The organism is Faecalibacterium sp. (assembly GCF_052358865.1).
GTDB lineage: Bacteria > Bacillota > Clostridia > Oscillospirales > Ruminococcaceae > Faecalibacterium > Faecalibacterium butyricigenerans.
Genome location: NZ_DAWCVJ010000013.1, coordinates 23,837 through 40,301, shown reverse-complemented (window position 1 = coordinate 40,301; position 16,465 = coordinate 23,837). Strand labels below are relative to the sequence as shown.

The window sequence follows — 16,465 nt, the reverse complement described above, 5'->3', positions numbered from 1 at the left end:
CGCCCCCCGCCGCCCCGACCCGGACGACGATTATTCCGGCGTGCGCGACCCCGCCCCCGTGGTGGCTGCGGCCAGCGCCGACGGCGCGCCGTCCTGCCCCGGCTGCGGCCGAAAAGAAAAGAAATAAGAGGGCAGTGCTGGCAGAGTCTTCGAGAGGTTAGTCTGTTAAAACTAACTGCACTTCGTGATTTTCGCCAAATATCCTCTTCAAATTTCTCCAAAAGTTAGCCCATGCTTTTGTGCAACCCAACAAAAAACAAAGATTTGCTTTTGGGCGGGTGCGGTTAGTCTTGCCTTTTTGAAACGGCTTTGCTAGAATGCAGTCAAGGATATGATTTCCGAGGGGTCTGCCAGAGCCGTGCAGAGGCAGGTTTCTTCATAAATACTGAGCACGGGGAGATAAAGGAGAGTTCTATTATGGCACACAAGGTTTCTGACGCATGTGTTGGCTGCGGCGCTTGCGAGGGCGCTTGCCCCGTTGGTGCAGTTGCTGTTGAGAATGGCGTTGCAGTCGTGAACGCAGACGCTTGCATCGATTGCGGTGCTTGCGAGGGCGCTTGCCCCACCGGCGCTATCACTGCTGAATAATTTTTAGCAGACAGCCGCGCGAATAACGCATCAAAAGCAGCAGACCTGTTGTACGGGTCTGCTGCTTTTCTTTGTTGCATAAATTTTTCATCTTTTGGGACAGAATATTTTGTCGGAGGATTTCAGCCGGGCATATGGAACATTCCACCGAGATTTTGTATAATAAAACAGAAGTATACTGCTCTGCCGTCCACCGGTTCGGCTCAGATGCGCTTTTGCTGGCCCGCTTCTGTGAGCCAAAGCGCAGCCAGACGGCGGCAGACCTATGTTCGGGCTGCGGCATCGTCAGCCTCGAGTGGCACGACCGGGGCCATCGCGGCCCCTGCGCCGCCGTCGAGCTGCAGCCCGAGGCCAGTGCGCTCTTGCAGCAGGCCGTCGCAGAGCAGGGCATCGGCCACATCACGCCGCACCTCGCCGACCTGCGCTCTTTCCGGGAAGGAGAGGGGCAGTTCGACGTCTGCGCCTGCAATCCGCCCTATTTTGCCGCCGGGCCCCAGAGCGCCAAAGCAGGCCGGGCCACGGCCCGCCACGAGACGGACTGCACCCTCGAGGACGTCTGCGCCTGCGGCTTCCGTCTGCTGAAGGACGGCGGCAGGCTTGCGCTCTGCCACCGGCCCGAGCGGCTGGCCGAGGCGCTGGCGGTGCTGCGGGCGCACCGTCTCGAGCCGAAGCGGCTGGCTTTCGTAAAGAACCGGCCCGACGCCGCACCGTGGCTCTTCCTCGTGGAGGCCCAGAAGAACCGCCGCACCGGTCTGCGCATCGAGCCGGATGTGCTCATCACCGCTGGCGCAGCCCTCTACGGCCCTTCTTCGGAAGAATAAGGGGAACGACTTTGCGCGCTGGTGGCGCGGGTTTAGAGCGCTTTTTCATTAAGGCTAATGTTCTCTTTTGCGTGCCAAAAGAGAACCAGAAAAGCACCAGCGATTTCGACGCGCTGGATCCACGAGAAAGGGGCTGCTCGCCCCTTTCAGACCCCGAAGGAGTTGTCGAAACGGAAAAAAGCTAGCCGCTGCGCTAAACGCTTTTTTCTCGTTTCTCCGACTTGCTGCTTCGCAGCTGGTGTTACGTTTTCGCAGGGCGTGAAGTTCAGCGACGACGTGAAATCATCGGCGGAGCCGTAAATAGGAGAAGCACAAAAAAATGCGTTTAGCGAAGCGGCTAGCATTTTTGGGCTTCGACTTCCACATTGGAATTGTTAAGGGCGAGCAGCCCTTAACTCGTTGCGGGGAGAGTGGAGTCCAGAGGTAGGGAGGGGGGAATCGAAACACCCCTCCCTACCTCTGGCCCGCGCGGAGCGCAAGCCGCTTGACCAAAAGAAAAAACATCCCCCGCGCTACAAGCGCGAAATCCAATTAAACATCGTCTTATCGTAAAAATGGAGGTCCATCATGGCCGGTACTCTTTATATCGTCGCAACCCCCATCGGCAACCTTGATGATATGCCGCCCCGCGTCGCTGCCACTTTTGGCGCGGCGGACTTCGTGGCCGCCGAGGACACCCGCGTGACCATGCGGCTGCTGAACTATCTGGGCCTGAAAAAGCCGATGGTCAGCTACTACGAACACGCATTGCAGAAAGGCGAAGGCATCCTGCGCCGCATCGAGGCGGGCGAGAGCTGCGCCCTCTGCTCCGACGCCGGTATGCCCTGCGTCTCCGACCCGGGCGAGGTCATCGTGCGGGACGCGCTGGCCCGGGGCATCAAGGTCGTGCCTGTTCCGGCGGCATCTGCCTGTGTGACGGCGCTGGCCGTCTCGGGACAGGACACCTCCCGCTGGGTGTTCGAGGGCTTCCTGCCCGTGAACCGGAAGCAGAAAAAGGAGCGTCTGGCCGAGCTGTTGGGCGAAAAGCGCACCGTCATCTTCTACGAAGCCCCCCACAAACTGCGCACGACGCTGGATGACCTCGCAAACGCCTTCGGCCCGGAGCGGAGCATCACCCTCTGCCGCGAGCTGACCAAGCTCCACGAAGAGATCTGGAAGACCACCCTCGGCGAGGCACAGACCCACTATGCCGCCAGCGAGCCGCGGGGCGAATATGTGCTGGTCATGGCCGGCGCGCCGGTCTCTGCAGAGCCAGAAGCCGAACTGACCCTTGAGCAGGCCGCCCAGCGGGCACTTGAGCTGACCGGGCAGGGCTTCGGCCCCACTGCCGCCGCCAAGGCTGCAGCGCAGGGCACCCCCTACTCCAAGAGTGAAGTATATAAAGTACTGCTGACCTTGCAGCAGCGCGACCCCGAATAAAATTTGAGGAGGAACCTTTTCCCGTGACGAAACTTCTGATCCTGAGCGACAGCCACAGCAACCGTCTGGCCCTCGAGCACATCCTGAAGGCCGAGGCCGACCACATCGACGCCCTGATCTTTCTGGGCGACGGCCTGCGCGACCTCGAGCAGACGCTGACCCTTTACCCCCGGCTCCGGGCCTACGCCGTGGCCGGGAACTGCGATTTTGGTGCACTGGAACCGCTGGACGGGCTTGCGGCCTTTGATGGGGTGGTCGTCTTCTACACCCACGGCCATATGTACGGAGTGAAATACGACCTCGACACGCTATCCGACGCCGCAGCGGCCCGGGGCGCGAACGTCGCCCTCTTCGGCCACACCCACGTCCCGGTGGCCGAGCAGCGGGGCGACGTGTTCCTGTTCAATCCCGGCTCCTGCGGCCGGTGCTACACCGGCCCCAACACCTACGGCATCCTGACCCTTGCCGACGGCAAGGTGGTGGGCCACGAGCACAAAGAGGTACCCAAGGCATGAGCATCAATGAGGTGCGCTGGCTGTCCGAGTGCGGCAGCACCAACGCCTACGCAAAAGAGCATTTCGAGGAGTTTGGCCCGGTGGGCGCGGTGTACACCACCAACCAGACCGCAGGCCGGGGCCGTCTGGGCCGCAGCTGGGTAAACGCAGAGGGCCGCGCCCTCTATTACACCGCGGTCATCCGGGAGCCGCTGGCCCAGCCTGCCACCCTTCCGCTGCTGGCCAGCCTCGCTGTCCGTGAGCAGCTGGCCCGGCGCTACGGCGTGGACTGCCAGATCAAATGGCCCAACGACCTGCTGCTGAACGGCAAGAAGGTCGTGGGCATCCTCTGCGAGAGCGTGAGCTACGGCTACCAGATGCAGGGGCGGGGCATCGTCTGCGGCATCGGCATCAATCTGGCCCAGCCCCAGAGCTATTTCGACGCCGCCGACCTGCCCAACGGCACCTCGCTGGAGCTGCAGGGCGCAGCGGTAGACCTCGACGCCGACCCCCAGTGGCTGGCCGAGGCACTGACCGATTTCGGCTTCGACCGCCCCCTCTACACCTTCGCACGGGAGGGCTTCGCGCCGTTCCGGGAGGAGTATAAGGCTGCCTGCATCAATCTGGGCCGTCACGTCACCTTCGACCTGCCGGGCGGGGAGCTGGGCAGCGGCACGGCCATCGACGTGGACGCCGACGGCCAGCTCATCGTCCGCACCGACAGCGGCGAGGAGAAGGTCTTTACCGGCGAAGTCTCCGTCCACGGCATCTATGGAGCTGTATAAATTTTTCTGCACCCCTGCGCCTCTGCGGGCCGTCCGGCCCCGGGGGCGCATTTTGTTTTCCCCGCGAAGGATGTGGAGTCCTCGGTTCTCCCCACAGTTTTCCACAGAGACGTTTTGCCGGGGCACGCTTGTGGAAAACTCCGGGGCCAAAAATTCCAGAGGGGAGAGCCGTTTTCCTCCCGGGTGCGAAATGCCTCCGAAAATAAATTTTTGACCTCGACTTTCTTTTGGAAAAAAGGTGCTTCGACCCCTTTTCTCCCCAGTTTTTCCCTCATTTCCCGCTCTTGAATACATCGTGTATAACCCGATGCTCGATTTTCTGTGGAAAACTCAGTGGAAAAAGTGGAAAACACTGTGGGAAAACCGGCTTCTTTTTCACAAAATCAGTGGAAAACCCAGTGGAAAAAGTTAAAAGATGATTCCAGACGGGATACTTCTTCCATCTGCGGATGAAAATGGAACACCGCTGTTCCCACGGATTTTCTTGAATGGACCGGGCAAACATGATACAATGAAAGGCAGGATATGGCCCCGGACATGGGCCGCAAAATTTATTTTCACGGAGGCGTCTGTCTATGAACTGGATCTCCCGCCTTGAGCGGAAATATGGCCGCTTTTGCATCCCGAATCTCATCTCCCTCATCGTAGGCGGACAGATCCTGGTCTACGCCATCGAGCTGTTCGTAAATCAATTTGTCTCATCCTACCTCGGCCTGAGCCGGGGCCTGCTGCTGATGGGGCAGGTGTGGCGTCTCATCACCTTTGTCTTCATCCCATTCTCGGGGGGCGGGCCGCTGAGCGTCATTCTGGGCATCTACTTCACATGGTTCATCGGCTCTGCGCTGGAAAAGGAGTGGGGCGATTTCCGCTTCAACCTCTACTTCCTGCTGGGGATGGCGGGCACGGCGCTGGGCTGTCTCGTCACCGGCATCCCCGCCGACACCTACTGCCTGTCGCTGTCCCTGCTGCTGGCTTTCGCCATGCTCTACCCCGAGGTGCAGGTGCTTTTGTTCTTCGTCTTCCCGGTGAAGGTGAAGTACTTCGGCCTCTTTGCTGCCGCCATGTGGCTGTTCAGCTTCCTTACCGCCGGGTGGCTGTATAAGGTGAGCTATCTGCTGAGTATGCTGGGCTTCGCGCTCTTCTTCGGGCCGCAGGCCCTGCGCAGCGTCCGGGCGTGGATCCGCCGGGAGCAGTGGAAGCGAAAGAACCGGAGGTGAGCCGCTCATGATGATCGACCGCCTTGCGGGCAACGCCGCCCTCAAAGACAGCGTCCGCCTGATGCTGGAGAGCCGCCGCCTGACCCACAGCGTACTCTTGGTGGGTGAGACGGGCTTAGGCGCGGGCTACGCGGCCCGCTGCGTGGCGGCAGACTATCTTTACCCTGCGGGCGGCGCGCCCGCTGAGGCCCTTCTGCGGGGCGAATGCTGTCGTGCCGTAGGTAAGGCCGGCGACCGCAGCAGCGGTAGGGTGGAAACGGGCATCGTGCGGGAGGCCATCTCCGTCACCGGCATGGGCACAGGCGGGCGGTATCTCGTCAGTCAGGTCAAGGCCATGCGCACTGAGATCTTCAACACCAGCCTCTCTGCCGAAGGCCGCGCCGTCCTGCTCTATCATGTGGAGCGGATGAACGAGGAGTCTGCCAACGCCCTTCTGAAGGTGATGGAAGAGCCGCCTGAGGGAGTGCTGTTCCTCTTGACCGCGGACTCGCTGGCCGGTGTCCTGCCCACCATCCGCAGCCGCTGCGTCAGCTTTGCCGTGGCCCCGGTCAGCCCCGAGGAGTGCACCAAGTGGTGCATCGGGCAGGGTGTGGACAAAAAGCAGGCCCAGCTTTACAGCCAGCTGTTCGACGGCCACATCGGCACCGTACTCGCGGCGGCACAGGACGACGCCCGCCGGGAACAGGTGGAAAAGGCCCTGACGCTGGCGAAGGCTGCGGCGGCGCAGGACAGCTACGCGGCCGCCGTTCTGCTGGCAGGGTACGAGAAGGACAAGGCCGCAGCCGCCGCGCTGCTGGGCGATTTCCGGGCTGTGGCTGCCGCCGGACTGCGGGGCTGCGGCGGCGCACCCTTGACGGGCGATGCCGCCCGCCGCGCCCTCTCGCTGGCCGATGCCGCCATCCAGCGGCTGGGGGCGCAGGTGAATCCGAAGATCGTGCTTTCTGTGCTGGCGGCGAAGCTGGGATAATGAATCAGGGGGAGCATCTGCAAAAGGGCAGGTGCTTCTCTTTTATTTTTGAGCGGGTGTACGCGCTGGCGCGCGGGGCAGAGCGCTCTTGCAGTAGGGCTAGGGTTTCTTTAAGTGGGCGTGCGCGCTGGTGGCGCGGGTTAAAGCACTTTTTCATTAAGGCTAATGTTCTCTTTTGCGTGCCAAAAGAGAACCAGAAAAGCACCAGCGATTTCGACGCGCTGGATCCACGAGAAAGGGGCTGCTCGCCCCTTTCAGACCCCGAAGGAGTTGTCGAAACGGAAAAAAGCTAGCCGCTGCGCTAAACGCTTTTTTCTCGTTTCTCCGACTTGCTGCTTCGCAGCTGGTGTTACCTCTCTGCTGACGGTAATGTCCAGCAGAAGCGTGAAATCTTCGGCGGAGCCGTAAATGGGAGAAGCACAAAAAAATGCGTTTAGCGAAGCGGCTAGCATTTTTGGGCTTCGACTTCTTCTTTGGAATTGTTAAGGGCGAGCAGCCCTTAACTCGTTGCGGGGAGAGTGGAGTCCAGAGGTAGGGAGGGGGGAGTCGAAACACCCCTCCCTACCTCTGGCCCGCGCGGAGCGCAAGCCATTTGACCGCAAGAAAAAACATCCCCCGCGCTACCAGCGCGAGAACCATTTCTGGTTCTCTTTTGGCACGCAAAAGAGAACTAAGCCCCACCGCAAGAGCGATTTACCCCGCGCCACAAGCGCGTGAAGCCGTTCATAAAACCCCACACAGCAAAAAAGCTCCCCAGCGGGGAGCTTTTTGCTCTATCATCTTCTGCGAGAACGATTCCTCCGCCGCAGGTTCAGCGAGCCGCCGCCGGCCACCATCGTGAGGAAGCCCAGCACGATGAGGATGCCTACCAGCACAGCCATGAGCAGAAGGGTCGTTTTGGCGTCGGTGCGAAAGTCGGACACATACTCCTTGTGGGTGACAAGATCCACCGTCCCCATCTCATAGCCGTCGAGATAGACGGTGGCCGTGCCCAGCACAGCGCCCTCCTTGATGGTGGCGGCAGCGCTCTCCGGCAGGGAGAAGTCGAACGTCACCTCGTCGTCGGCGTGGCCGTAGCCGCTGAGGTCATTGGCGGCATACAGCTCCACAGTCTCTTCGGCACGGCACTTGGTCAGCGGGAGGGTGGTCAGCACCGTCTCCGTATCCACCAAGGGCCGGTCGGCGAAGCTGGAAAAGGCCCAGTCTAAAAGTTCAGAGCACTCCCGATAGATGTTGTTCAGGTCGCTGCCCAGCACCACGAGGCCATAGGTGTGGCCGTCCTGCTGGGCGAAGGTGACGAAGCACCGCCCTGCGAGGGTGGTGAAACCGGTCTTCATGCCCCGGATATAGTCGCGGTAGTAGGCGTACTCCGGGTCCAGCATGAGGTTGGTGGACTTGATGGAGCGCTCGTTCTGGTGGAGGTTCGTTGCGGGCAGGGTATAGGTGAGGGTGTTGGCGGCCTGCATATAGGTCTCGTCGGCGTAGCAGGCGGCGGCAATTTTGGCAAGGTCTTCGGCTGTGGAGACGTTGCCGTAGTCGTACAGGCCGTGGACGCAGGTGAAGGTGGTATCCTCACAGCCCAGCTCCTTGGCGCGGGCGTTCATCCGGGCCACAAAGGCCGTCAGGTCGCCGCCCGAGACATCGCTGGCGATGACGCTGGCCGCGTCGTTGGCGCTGGCCACCAGCAGGCCGTACAGCAGGTCGATGCGGCGCACCGTCTCGCCGATGCGGAGGTTCATGGTGGAGCCGTTGGCGTTCTGGATGTCCTTGAACTCCTGCGTCAGAGAAGCAGGAATGGTGATCTCAGCATTCATATCCTTGCCGCTCTCGAGGAAGAGCAGGGCCGTCATCATCTTGGTCAGGCTGGCGATGTACCGCTGCTGGTCGGAGTTCTGGCGAAGGATGGGCTTGCCGGTGTCCAGATTGAAGAGGTACACCGACTCGGTATCGCTGACCGTCTGGATGGGCATCTGGTAGACGGCGAAGCCGGGCAGGGCGGTGCAGGCCACCAGCACCAGCGTAAGCAGCAGCGCCGCGGCCCGGGGCAGGAAATTCGATCGATTCATAGGCTTTGTCCTCCTTGACATTCAAACGTCAGCCAAATAGTTTGTGCCAGAATCCGCCCCGCTCCTGTTTCTCCGGCTCGGCCTCCACCGGGGCAGGGTGCAGCTCGGGGCTGGTAAGGGCCCAGTCAAACAGCTCTGCCGCCTCCCGGAAGATGTTCTGGGAGTTCGAGCCGAGGATGACCAGCCCGTAGGTGTGGCCGTCCTGCTGGGCGAAGGTGACGAAGCACCGCCCGGCCTGCGTGGTAAAGCCGGTCTTCATGCCGTGGGCATAGCTGCGGTAGTAGCCGCTGGCGGGCTGCAGGAGCTTGTTGGTCGTCGTGACCGTCCGGGCCGGATGCAGCTCCGTGGCGGGCAGCCGATAGGACGCCGTATCCGCGATCCGGCGGTAGGTGGAGTTTGCGTAGCAGGCCAGCGCGATCTTGGCCATGTCCCGGGCTGTGGAGTAGTTCCCGCCGTCGTAGAGGCCGTGCGGGCAGGTGAAGTGGGTCGCCGTGCAGCCCAGCTGGCTTGCCCGGACGTTCATCTGCGCTGCAAACGCGGCGAGACTGCCGGAAGTATCATTGGCCAGCACGCTGGCTGCGTCGTTGGCGCTGGGCAGGAGCATGGCGTACATCATGTCGATGCGCCGCACCGTCTCGCCCGCCTGCAGGCCGATGGTGTGGCCCCGGTTGGCCCGGATGGACTGTAACTCCGGCGTGAGGCTGTCCGGGATGGTGATGCTGGCGTTGAGGTCGGTACCGCTTTCCAGCACCAGCAGAGCCGTCATCATCTTGGTCAGGCTGGCGACGCAGCGGGGAAGGTCGGGATTCTGCTCCACGAGGGTCTCCCCAGTGTCGGCGTCGAAGAGGTAGATGGATTCCTGCGGATAGGCGGCCTGAATGGGCATGGCGTAGACCGCGAAGCCCGACAGCGCCGCCGTGGTGAGGAACACGGCAGTCAGGGCCAGCGCCGCCAGCTGCCGCATCGGGGACGTAAACTTCATAAAGCGAAACTCCTTCGGAAGCCCCGGGCTTCCATAATCCGATATAAAATGCTATTATAAAGAATACCATAAATGAAGCAAAAGAGAAAGGTGGTTTTTCAACAATGATCCTATCCTTTGGTGGAAAAACGCCCCGGGATGAGGGCGCAGTCTTCGTGGCCGCGAATGCGACGGTGCTGGGCGATGTGACGCTGGGCAAGGGCACGAACATCTGGTACGGGGCTGTGCTGCGGGGCGACGAGGGCACGCTGGTGCTGGGCGAAAACTGCAACGTACAGGACAACGCCGTCCTCCACTGCGACCCGGGCGGACAAGTCCTTCTGGGCAAGAACGTCACGGTGGGCCACTGCGCCCTTGCCCACGGCTGCACAGTGGGAGAAAACAGCCTCATCGGGATGCACGCCACCCTGCTCAACCACTCTGTCGTGGGCAAAAACTGCATCATCGGGGCGGGAGCGCTGGTGCCGGAGGGGATGGTCATTCCCGACAACTCGGTGGCCGTAGGCGTGCCTGCCCGGGTCATCAAGACCATCCGGGACGACCAGCTGGCCCACAACATCGAAAACGCCGAGGCCTATGTGGAGATGGGGCGGCAGCACGCGGCTCTTGTCTCCGATGCTGAAAATTGAGCATCCGTCTCCCAAAAATTTCACAGGCCGATTAACAAATCTTTCACAAGAAAGACATGATTTTGGCCCACAGTTCGGGTATACTATAGCTCACAAGGGTGCGGGGCCGCAACCGCACCCTTGCACATGATTCCTCCTCACACCAAAGCAATACCCCAAACGACAAGACCCCTTTCCGCGTCGCCGCAAGCGCGGGAAGGGGTCTTGTTGCGTCTTGGGGTCGGAACGCAGAACGCCCTCGCTCAGGGTCTTGAGCGGGGGCGTTCTGTATCGTTACATCATATTGCGGAAGACGACCTGTGCGATCTGGAAATAGAGGATCAGGCTGCAGGCGTCCACGATGGTGGTGATGAAGGGGGTCGCCATGATGGCCGGGTCGGCGCCCAGCTTCTTGGCGGCCAGCGGCAGCATACCGCCCACCAGCTTTGCGAGGATGACGCTGAAGAAAAGTGACACGCTGACCACCACCGCATAGCCGATGACGTTCTGATACTGCCCGGCGTAGAGGTAGGTGTACATCAGGTAGATGCGCAGGCCGTTGACAAGGCCCAGCACCGCGCCGACGATGGCGGAGACCCGCAGCTCCTTGCCCAGAACGCGGAGAAAATCGCTGGGTTCCACCTCGCCCAGCGCGAGGCCGCGCACCATGAGGGTGCTGATCTGGTTGCCGCAGTTGCCGGCGGTGTCCATCAGCATGGGCATGAAGGAGACCAGCAGGGGCAGGCTGACGAAGGCCTCCTCGTAGTGGGTCGTGACCATGCCGGTGAAGGTGGCAGAGAGCATCAGGATGAGCAGCCATGGGATACGCTGCTTGGCGTGGGTCCAGACGCTGGTGCCGAAGTAGGTGGTGGCATCGTCGTCGGGCAGGATCGCCGCCATCTTCTGCATATCTTCGGTGCTCTCGTCGGTCAGGACGTCGATGGCGTCGTCGATGGTGATGATACCGACGAACATCCCCTCGTTGTCCAGAACGGGCATGGCGGTGAAGTCGTAGCGCTGCATCTCACGGGCTACGAACTCCTGATCGTCCGTGACCTTCACGGCGACGACATTGTCGTCCATGATGTCCGTGATGGGGGTGGACGGATCCGCCAGCAGCAGGCTGCGGGCCGACACGACGCCCTTCAGGCGGTTGCGCTCCACCACATAGCAGGTGTAGACGGTCTCGGCGTTCTCACCCTGTCTGCGGATGGCTGCAAAGGCATCGCTGACGGTCATCCCCTCCCGCAGACGGACGTATTCGGGGGTCATCAGGCTGCCAGCAGAGCTTTCGGGATAGTTCAGCAGCTTGTTCAGGCTCTCACGGGTCTGGCGGGACGACTTTTCCAAGACCCGCTTGACCACACCGGCGGGCATATCCTCCAGCAGGTCGGCGGCGTCGTCAAGGCTCATCTCCTCGATGGCGCTCACCAGCTCGACATCCGAAAATGCATTCACGAGGTCGTCGCGGGCCTCATCGGACATATAGGCAAACGCCTCGGTCGCAACGTCCTTTTTCAGCAGACGGAACACCACGAGGCGGTTGTTCTCGTCCAGCTCTTCCAGCAACTCGGCCAAATCGGCGGGCTGCTCTTCCTCGGTCACTTCGCGCAGCTTGACGTACTGCTTCTTGATGAGCAGCTTGAGCAGACGGCTTTTGGTGAGCATCTCAGGGTTGGCCTTGACCTCTTCGTCGTTGGCCTCCTCTTTTTCGGCCTCACGGACGTCCTGCCTGAGGTCTTCGGTGGCCTGCTCGTTCAGGTCTTCGGCCAATTTCTGGCGCACCTCGGCGGGAATATCGGCAGGCAGCTCCTGCACCGGAAGGGCTTCGTCCACTTCGCGCTCCGGGTTGTTCTTTTTTTCTTCCATTCGTGTTCCTCCTCTTTCCTGTCTCAGGAGGACACAGCCGCATCAACGCAAAAGCGCCGCTCCTGCACCGCAGCCTCAGGGCCGCACACGCCCCGTCTGCACGCGCAGAGCTGCGCCCCTTTTGTACGGCAGCCGGACAGCAGACACCCCGCTGTTCAGCGTACAAAAAAGGCGAACGCAGCACCTTTCGCGGTCGTTCCGGCCGCATCATTCCATCGTCTTCGACTATGATCCGGGTCCATTGTCCTGCGTTCACCTCCACAAGTTCAAAATACTAAGTTTCTTAGCCTTACAGGTTTATTATATCTCCTTAAAAATGCCCGGTCAACCCTGTAAGCGTTCCATTTCCGGAATATTGCCGTACAAAAACACACAGCGCCCTCCCCGGTGCTTGCGGCTTCACCGGAAAGGGCGCTGTGTTCGGATATTGCTTTGGTGTGAGGAGGAATCATGTACAAGGAATCGGTTGCGGCCCCGAATCCTCATGGCTGTAGTATAACAGCTTTTCGGCTGGATTTCATGAAAAACCTATGAAGAAAGTGTAAAAATCGAAAGGCATAAAAAATACGCCCCGGACACTGTTTCCAGTGAGCGGGGCGCTAAAAACGGATCTCGTTTTTGGCTGCGGCAAGATCCCTGCAGAGCAGGTCTTATGCAGCAGGCGGAGCAAGGTATCTGCGAGCAGACCTTATGCTCCTGACACACGAGAAGTATGCTTTCAAGGACCCTCGCGGGCGCTTTGGTATTTCAGACTCTGCCCGCCCCGACGCGTTCGGGAGCAGACAGAGAGTCGAAATCAGTTTGGGGCACAAAGCTTTGGTCTTTGCGTAGGCGTAAGCCGCGTCTTTGCTCTGGCCGGGGCCGCAGTTTCGTACTGCTGCGTTGCGCAGTAATCGCCAGCACGGAGCAGCCGCCCTTCCGGGACTAAGGTGCCGCTGCGGCAGGTTCCGGCCAGAGAGAAAAGAACTTTGGTTTACTTGTACAGCTCGACCAGACGGCTCAGGTGCTCGTAACGGTCGTTTGCGACCTGCTCGTTGCGAGCGAAGAGCTGCTTTGCACGCTCCGGGAAGGCGCGGGTCAGGCGGCTGTAACGGGTCTCGTTTGCCAGCAGGGCCTGATACTTCTCGCCATCCACAGCCTTGGAGGTCAGGGTGAAGGGGTTCTTGCCCTGAGCCTTGTTGGCCGGATTGAAGGTGAACAGGTTCCAGTAACCAGCCTCAACTGCCTTCTTCATCTCGTTCTGGCAGTTGGTCATGCCGCCCTTAACACCGTGCAGCTCGCAGGGAGCGTAGCCGATGATCAGAGAGGGGCCGGGGTAAGCCTCAGCCTCAGCGATCGCCTTGACAGCCTGGTTCATGTTGGCGCCCAGAGCGATCTGAGCGACATAGATGTAGCCGTAGGTCATAGCGATCTCGGACAGGCTCTTCTTGCTGATCTCCTTACCAGCAGCAGCGAACTGGCAGACCTCACCAATGTTGGAAGCCTTGGAAGCCTGTCCGCCGGTGTTGGAGTACATCTCAGTATCGAAGACCATGACGTTGACATCCTCGCCGGAGGCCAGAACGTGATCCAGACCGCCGAAGCCGATGTCGTATGCCCAGCCGTCACCACCGAAGATCCAGACGGACTTCTTGGCGATGAACTCCTTGCTCTTCAGGATCTCAGCGGACTCGGTGCAGCCAGCGGCAGCAGCCTTCTCCAGCTCAGCGATCAGAGCCTTAGCGGGGGCATCGTTTGCCTTGGTGTTGTTCTTGGTTGCCATGAACTCGTCAAAGGCAGCCTTCAGCTCAGCAGAAGCCTTGTCAGAACCAGCGACCTCAGCGATGCGCTTGATCAGGTTCTCACGGACGGTCTTCTGGCCCAGATACAGGCCCAGACCGTGCTCTGCGTTATCCTCGAACAGGGAGTTGCACCATGCAGGACCGTGGCCGCTGTCCTTGTTGACAGTGTACGGAGAGATGGAAGCAGTACCGCCCCAGATAGAGGAGCAGCCGGTGGCGTTGGAGATGTACATCTTCTCGCCGAACAGCTGGGTGATCAGACGTGCGTAAGAGGTCTCAGCACAGCCTGCGCAGGAGCCAGAGAACTCCAGCAGCGGCTGGTTGAACTGAGAGCCGATGACGGTGTCGTCTGCGAACTTAGAGGGCTTCTTGGAGATGTTGGCGACGCAGTAGTCGAAGACTGCCTGCTGGTCGGCCTGAGACTCCTGAGGAACCATCTGGATAGCCTTGGTGGGGCAGACGGTGACACACTCGCCGCAGCCCATGCAGTCCAGAGGAGACACAGCCATAACAAACTTGTACTCGTTTGCGGGCTTGTTGTCGCGGCTCTTGGTCTGTGCGGGAGCTGCTGCCAGCTCGTCAGCGGTCAGCTGGAAGGGACGGATGGTTGCGTGAGAGCACACGAATGCGCACTGGTTGCAGCCAACACACTTGGAAGCATCCCACTCGGGGACGTTCACAGCGGTGCCGCGCTTCTCGTAAGCGGAAGCACCCTGCTCCCACTCGCCGTTTGCGTTAGCAACGAAGGCAGAGACGGGCAGGCTGTCGCCGTCCATACGAGCGATGGGCTCCATGACGTCGCGGATCTGCTTGACCAGCTCCGGACGGCCAGCCAGCTCCTTCGGAGCGGGATCGGCCTCGGGGTTGGACCAAGAAGCGGGAACGTCAACCTTGTGGATGGCGTCAACACCGGCATCGATGGCCTTCCAGTTCATCTCAACGACGTCCTGACCCTTCTTGCCGTAGCTCTTCTGAGCTGCCTGCTTCATGAAGTTGATGGCGTCATCGATGGGCATAACGTCAGCCAGCTTGAAGAAAGCGGACTGCAGGATGGTATTGGTGCGCTTGCCCATACCGATCTCGATTGCCTTATCGATTGCGTTGATGGTGTACAGCTGGATGTTGTTGTCAGCGATGTACTTCTTGGCCTCAGCGTTCAGGTGATGGCCCAGCTCCTCATCGTTCCACTGGCAGTTGATCATGAACACGCCGCCGGGCTTGACATCCTGGACCATCTTCATGCCCATGTGGATGTAAGCGGGGTTGTGGCAGGCCACGAAGTCAGCCTGGTTGATGTAGTAGGGGCTGCGGATGGGCTTGTCGCCGAAACGCAGGTGGCTGATGGTCACGCCGCCGGTCTTCTTGGAGTCATACTGGAAGTATGCCTGAACATACTTGTCGGTATGGTCGCCGATGATCTTGACGGAGTTCTTGTTTGCACCGACGGTACCGTCGCCGCCCAGACCCCAGAACTTGCACTCCTTGGTGCCAGCAGCTGCGGTGATGGGAGCGGGCTTGACCTCAGGCAGAGACAGGCCGGTGACATCATCGGTGATGCCGAGGGTGAAGCGCTCCTTCGGCTGATCCTTCTCCAGCTCCTTGAACAGAGCGAAGATGGAGGACGGGGGAGTGTCCTTGCTGCCCAGACCGTAGCGGCCGCCGGTCAGGATGACATCGTTCATGCCAGCCTCACGCAGGGTAGCTGCGACATCCAGATACAGGGGCTCGCCCAGAGAGCCGGGCTCCTTGGTGCGGTCCAGCACAGCCACCTTCTTGGCGGTCTTGGGCAGGACCTTCAGCAGAGCGGAGGACACCCAAGGACGGTACAGGCGGACCTTGACGATACCGACCTTCTCGCCCTTAGCGTTCAGGTAATCGATGACCTCATCAGCAACGTCGCAGACAGAGCCCATAGCGATCATGACGCGATCGGCATCGGGTGCGCCGTAGTAGTTGAACAGGTCGTAGTTGGTGCCCAGCTTCTCGTTGATCTTGGCCATGTACTTCTCGACGACTGCGGGCAGTGCGTCGTAGACAGAGTTGCAGGCCTCACGATGCTGGAAGAACACGTCGCCATTCTCGTGGGAGCCGCGCATCTTGGGGTGCTCGGGGTTCAGAGCCTTGGCACGGAACTCCTCGACAGCCTCCATGTTGCACATTTCCTTCAGGTCGGCGTAATCCCACTTCTCGATCTTCTGGTACTCGTGAGAAGTACGGAAGCCGTCGAAGAAGTTCAGGAAGGGGACCTTGCCCTCGATGGCTGCCAGATGGGCAACAGGGGACAGATCCATGACTTCCTGCACGCTGCTCTCGACCAGCATTGCGAAGCCGGTCTGGCGGCATGCCATAACGTCGCTGTGATCACCGAAGATGTTCAGGGACTGGGTAGCAACGGTACGTGCAGAAACATCGAACACGCAGGGCAGCTGCTCAGCAGCGATCTTATACATATTGGGGATCATCAGCAGCAGGCCCTGAGAAGCGGTGAAGGTGGTGGTAACAGCACCTGCACCCAGAGAGCCGTGCACAGCGCCTGCAGCGCCTGCCTCAGACTCCATCTCGACGACCTTGACCTGGTTGCCGAAGATGTTCTTCTGGCCGGCAGCGGACCACTGGTCCACAGAGTCAGCCATCGGAGAAGAGGGGGTAATGGGGTAGATAGCAGCCACGTCCGTGTAGGCATATGCTACATGAGCGGCAGCGGTATTGCCATCCATGGTTTGCTTTGCTCTAGGCATTTTTCTTCCTCCATTCAGAATTTTGGTACCTTCTGCGCGGGGCAAACGTCTTTGGCCGGAGCCGGAGAACTCCTTGAAAAACGCATTGCTCAACTGACGGATGCTGCGCGCTGCCGGAGCCGGAGAACTC

12 protein-coding genes are annotated in these 16,465 nt (G+C 60.3%); 8 read left to right on the top strand and 4 right to left on the bottom strand.

Annotation, left to right across the window (positions count from 1 at the left end; all coding sequences use genetic code 11):
• The first annotated feature begins 417 nt into the window (after positions 1 to 417).
• From ACT8X9_RS03960 to ACT8X9_RS03930, 7 genes are all read left to right on the top strand, one after another.
• Positions 418 to 588, top strand: coding sequence for a DUF362 domain-containing protein (locus ACT8X9_RS03960; protein ID WP_158389067.1), 171 nt, complete (start codon positions 418 to 420; stop codon positions 586 to 588).
• Between the two features lie 134 nt (positions 589 to 722).
• Entirely contained in the window at positions 723 to 1,409 is a 687-nt protein-coding gene (locus ACT8X9_RS03955; protein ID WP_444268187.1) for a tRNA1(Val) (adenine(37)-N6)-methyltransferase, read from the top strand.
• Between the two features lie 567 nt (positions 1,410 to 1,976).
• Positions 1,977 to 2,828: a 16S rRNA (cytidine(1402)-2'-O)-methyltransferase gene (gene rsmI, locus ACT8X9_RS03950; protein ID WP_249233881.1), complete on the top strand. Its 852-nt coding sequence runs from the start codon at positions 1,977 to 1,979 to the stop codon at positions 2,826 to 2,828.
• 23 nt (positions 2,829 to 2,851) lie between these two features.
• Positions 2,852 to 3,343 carry a YfcE family phosphodiesterase gene (locus ACT8X9_RS03945; RefSeq protein WP_227621334.1) on the top strand — a complete coding sequence of 164 codons (492 nt, stop codon included), beginning with the start codon at positions 2,852 to 2,854 and terminating at the stop codon, positions 3,341 to 3,343.
• Entirely contained in the window at positions 3,340 to 4,107 is a 768-nt protein-coding gene (locus tag ACT8X9_RS03940) for a biotin--[acetyl-CoA-carboxylase] ligase (RefSeq protein ID WP_444268186.1), read from the top strand. The genes ACT8X9_RS03945 and ACT8X9_RS03940 overlap by 4 nt, the downstream gene beginning before the upstream one ends.
• A gap of 575 nt (positions 4,108 to 4,682) precedes the next feature.
• Complete coding sequence (locus ACT8X9_RS03935) at positions 4,683 to 5,324, top strand: rhomboid family intramembrane serine protease (protein ID WP_249233879.1); 642 nt, start codon at positions 4,683 to 4,685, stop codon at positions 5,322 to 5,324.
• A gap of 7 nt (positions 5,325 to 5,331) precedes the next feature.
• Entirely contained in the window at positions 5,332 to 6,291 is a 960-nt protein-coding gene (locus ACT8X9_RS03930; protein ID WP_444268185.1) for a hypothetical protein, read from the top strand.
• A gap of 776 nt (positions 6,292 to 7,067) precedes the next feature.
• Here ACT8X9_RS03930 and ACT8X9_RS03925 read toward each other — a convergent pair.
• Positions 7,068 to 8,357 carry a D-alanyl-D-alanine carboxypeptidase family protein gene (locus tag ACT8X9_RS03925; protein ID WP_444268184.1) on the bottom strand — a complete coding sequence of 430 codons (1,290 nt, stop codon included), beginning with the start codon at positions 8,355 to 8,357 and terminating at the stop codon, positions 7,068 to 7,070.
• Positions 8,358 to 8,385: 28 nt separating this feature from the next.
• Positions 8,386 to 9,339, bottom strand: coding sequence for a D-alanyl-D-alanine carboxypeptidase family protein (locus ACT8X9_RS03920; protein ID WP_444268183.1), 954 nt, complete (start codon positions 9,337 to 9,339; stop codon positions 8,386 to 8,388).
• Between the two features lie 104 nt (positions 9,340 to 9,443).
• Here ACT8X9_RS03920 and ACT8X9_RS03915 point away from each other — a divergent pair, with 104 nt between their 5' ends.
• Complete coding sequence (locus ACT8X9_RS03915) at positions 9,444 to 9,968, top strand: gamma carbonic anhydrase family protein (protein ID WP_249233872.1); 525 nt, start codon at positions 9,444 to 9,446, stop codon at positions 9,966 to 9,968.
• A gap of 273 nt (positions 9,969 to 10,241) precedes the next feature.
• On the opposite strand, the gene mgtE is transcribed toward ACT8X9_RS03915, so the two are convergent.
• Together mgtE and nifJ are read right to left on the bottom strand one after the other, a co-directional pair.
• Positions 10,242 to 11,816 carry a magnesium transporter gene (gene mgtE, locus ACT8X9_RS03910; protein ID WP_249233871.1) on the bottom strand — a complete coding sequence of 525 codons (1,575 nt, stop codon included), beginning with the start codon at positions 11,814 to 11,816 and terminating at the stop codon, positions 10,242 to 10,244.
• A 973-nt stretch (positions 11,817 to 12,789) separates the two neighbouring features.
• Entirely contained in the window at positions 12,790 to 16,335 is a 3,546-nt protein-coding gene (gene nifJ / locus ACT8X9_RS03905) for a pyruvate:ferredoxin (flavodoxin) oxidoreductase (RefSeq protein WP_227621346.1), read from the bottom strand.
• Between the last annotated feature and the right edge of the window lie 130 nt (positions 16,336 to 16,465).

What these genes read in the sequence shown, in the direction of transcription:
- ACT8X9_RS03920 (WP_444268183.1), bottom strand. Translation starts at nt 9,339, where the DNA reads ATGAAGTTTACGTCCCCGATGCGGCAGCTGGCGGCGCTGGCCCTGACT.
- ACT8X9_RS03915 (WP_249233872.1), top strand. Translation starts at nt 9,444, where the DNA reads ATGATCCTATCCTTTGGTGGAAAAACGCCCCGGGATGAGGGCGCAGTC.
- ACT8X9_RS03940 (WP_444268186.1), top strand. Translation starts at nt 3,340, where the DNA reads ATGAGCATCAATGAGGTGCGCTGGCTGTCCGAGTGCGGCAGCACCAAC.
- ACT8X9_RS03930 (WP_444268185.1), top strand. Translation starts at nt 5,332, where the DNA reads ATGATGATCGACCGCCTTGCGGGCAACGCCGCCCTCAAAGACAGCGTC.
- ACT8X9_RS03960 (WP_158389067.1), top strand. Translation starts at nt 418, where the DNA reads ATGGCACACAAGGTTTCTGACGCATGTGTTGGCTGCGGCGCTTGCGAG.
- ACT8X9_RS03925 (WP_444268184.1), bottom strand. Translation starts at nt 8,357, where the DNA reads ATGAATCGATCGAATTTCCTGCCCCGGGCCGCGGCGCTGCTGCTTACG.
- mgtE (WP_249233871.1), bottom strand. Translation starts at nt 11,816, where the DNA reads ATGGAAGAAAAAAAGAACAACCCGGAGCGCGAAGTGGACGAAGCCCTT.
- ACT8X9_RS03935 (WP_249233879.1), top strand. Translation starts at nt 4,683, where the DNA reads ATGAACTGGATCTCCCGCCTTGAGCGGAAATATGGCCGCTTTTGCATC.
- rsmI (WP_249233881.1), top strand. Translation starts at nt 1,977, where the DNA reads ATGGCCGGTACTCTTTATATCGTCGCAACCCCCATCGGCAACCTTGAT.
- nifJ (WP_227621346.1), bottom strand. Translation starts at nt 16,335, where the DNA reads ATGCCTAGAGCAAAGCAAACCATGGATGGCAATACCGCTGCCGCTCAT.
- ACT8X9_RS03955 (WP_444268187.1), top strand. Translation starts at nt 723, where the DNA reads ATGGAACATTCCACCGAGATTTTGTATAATAAAACAGAAGTATACTGC.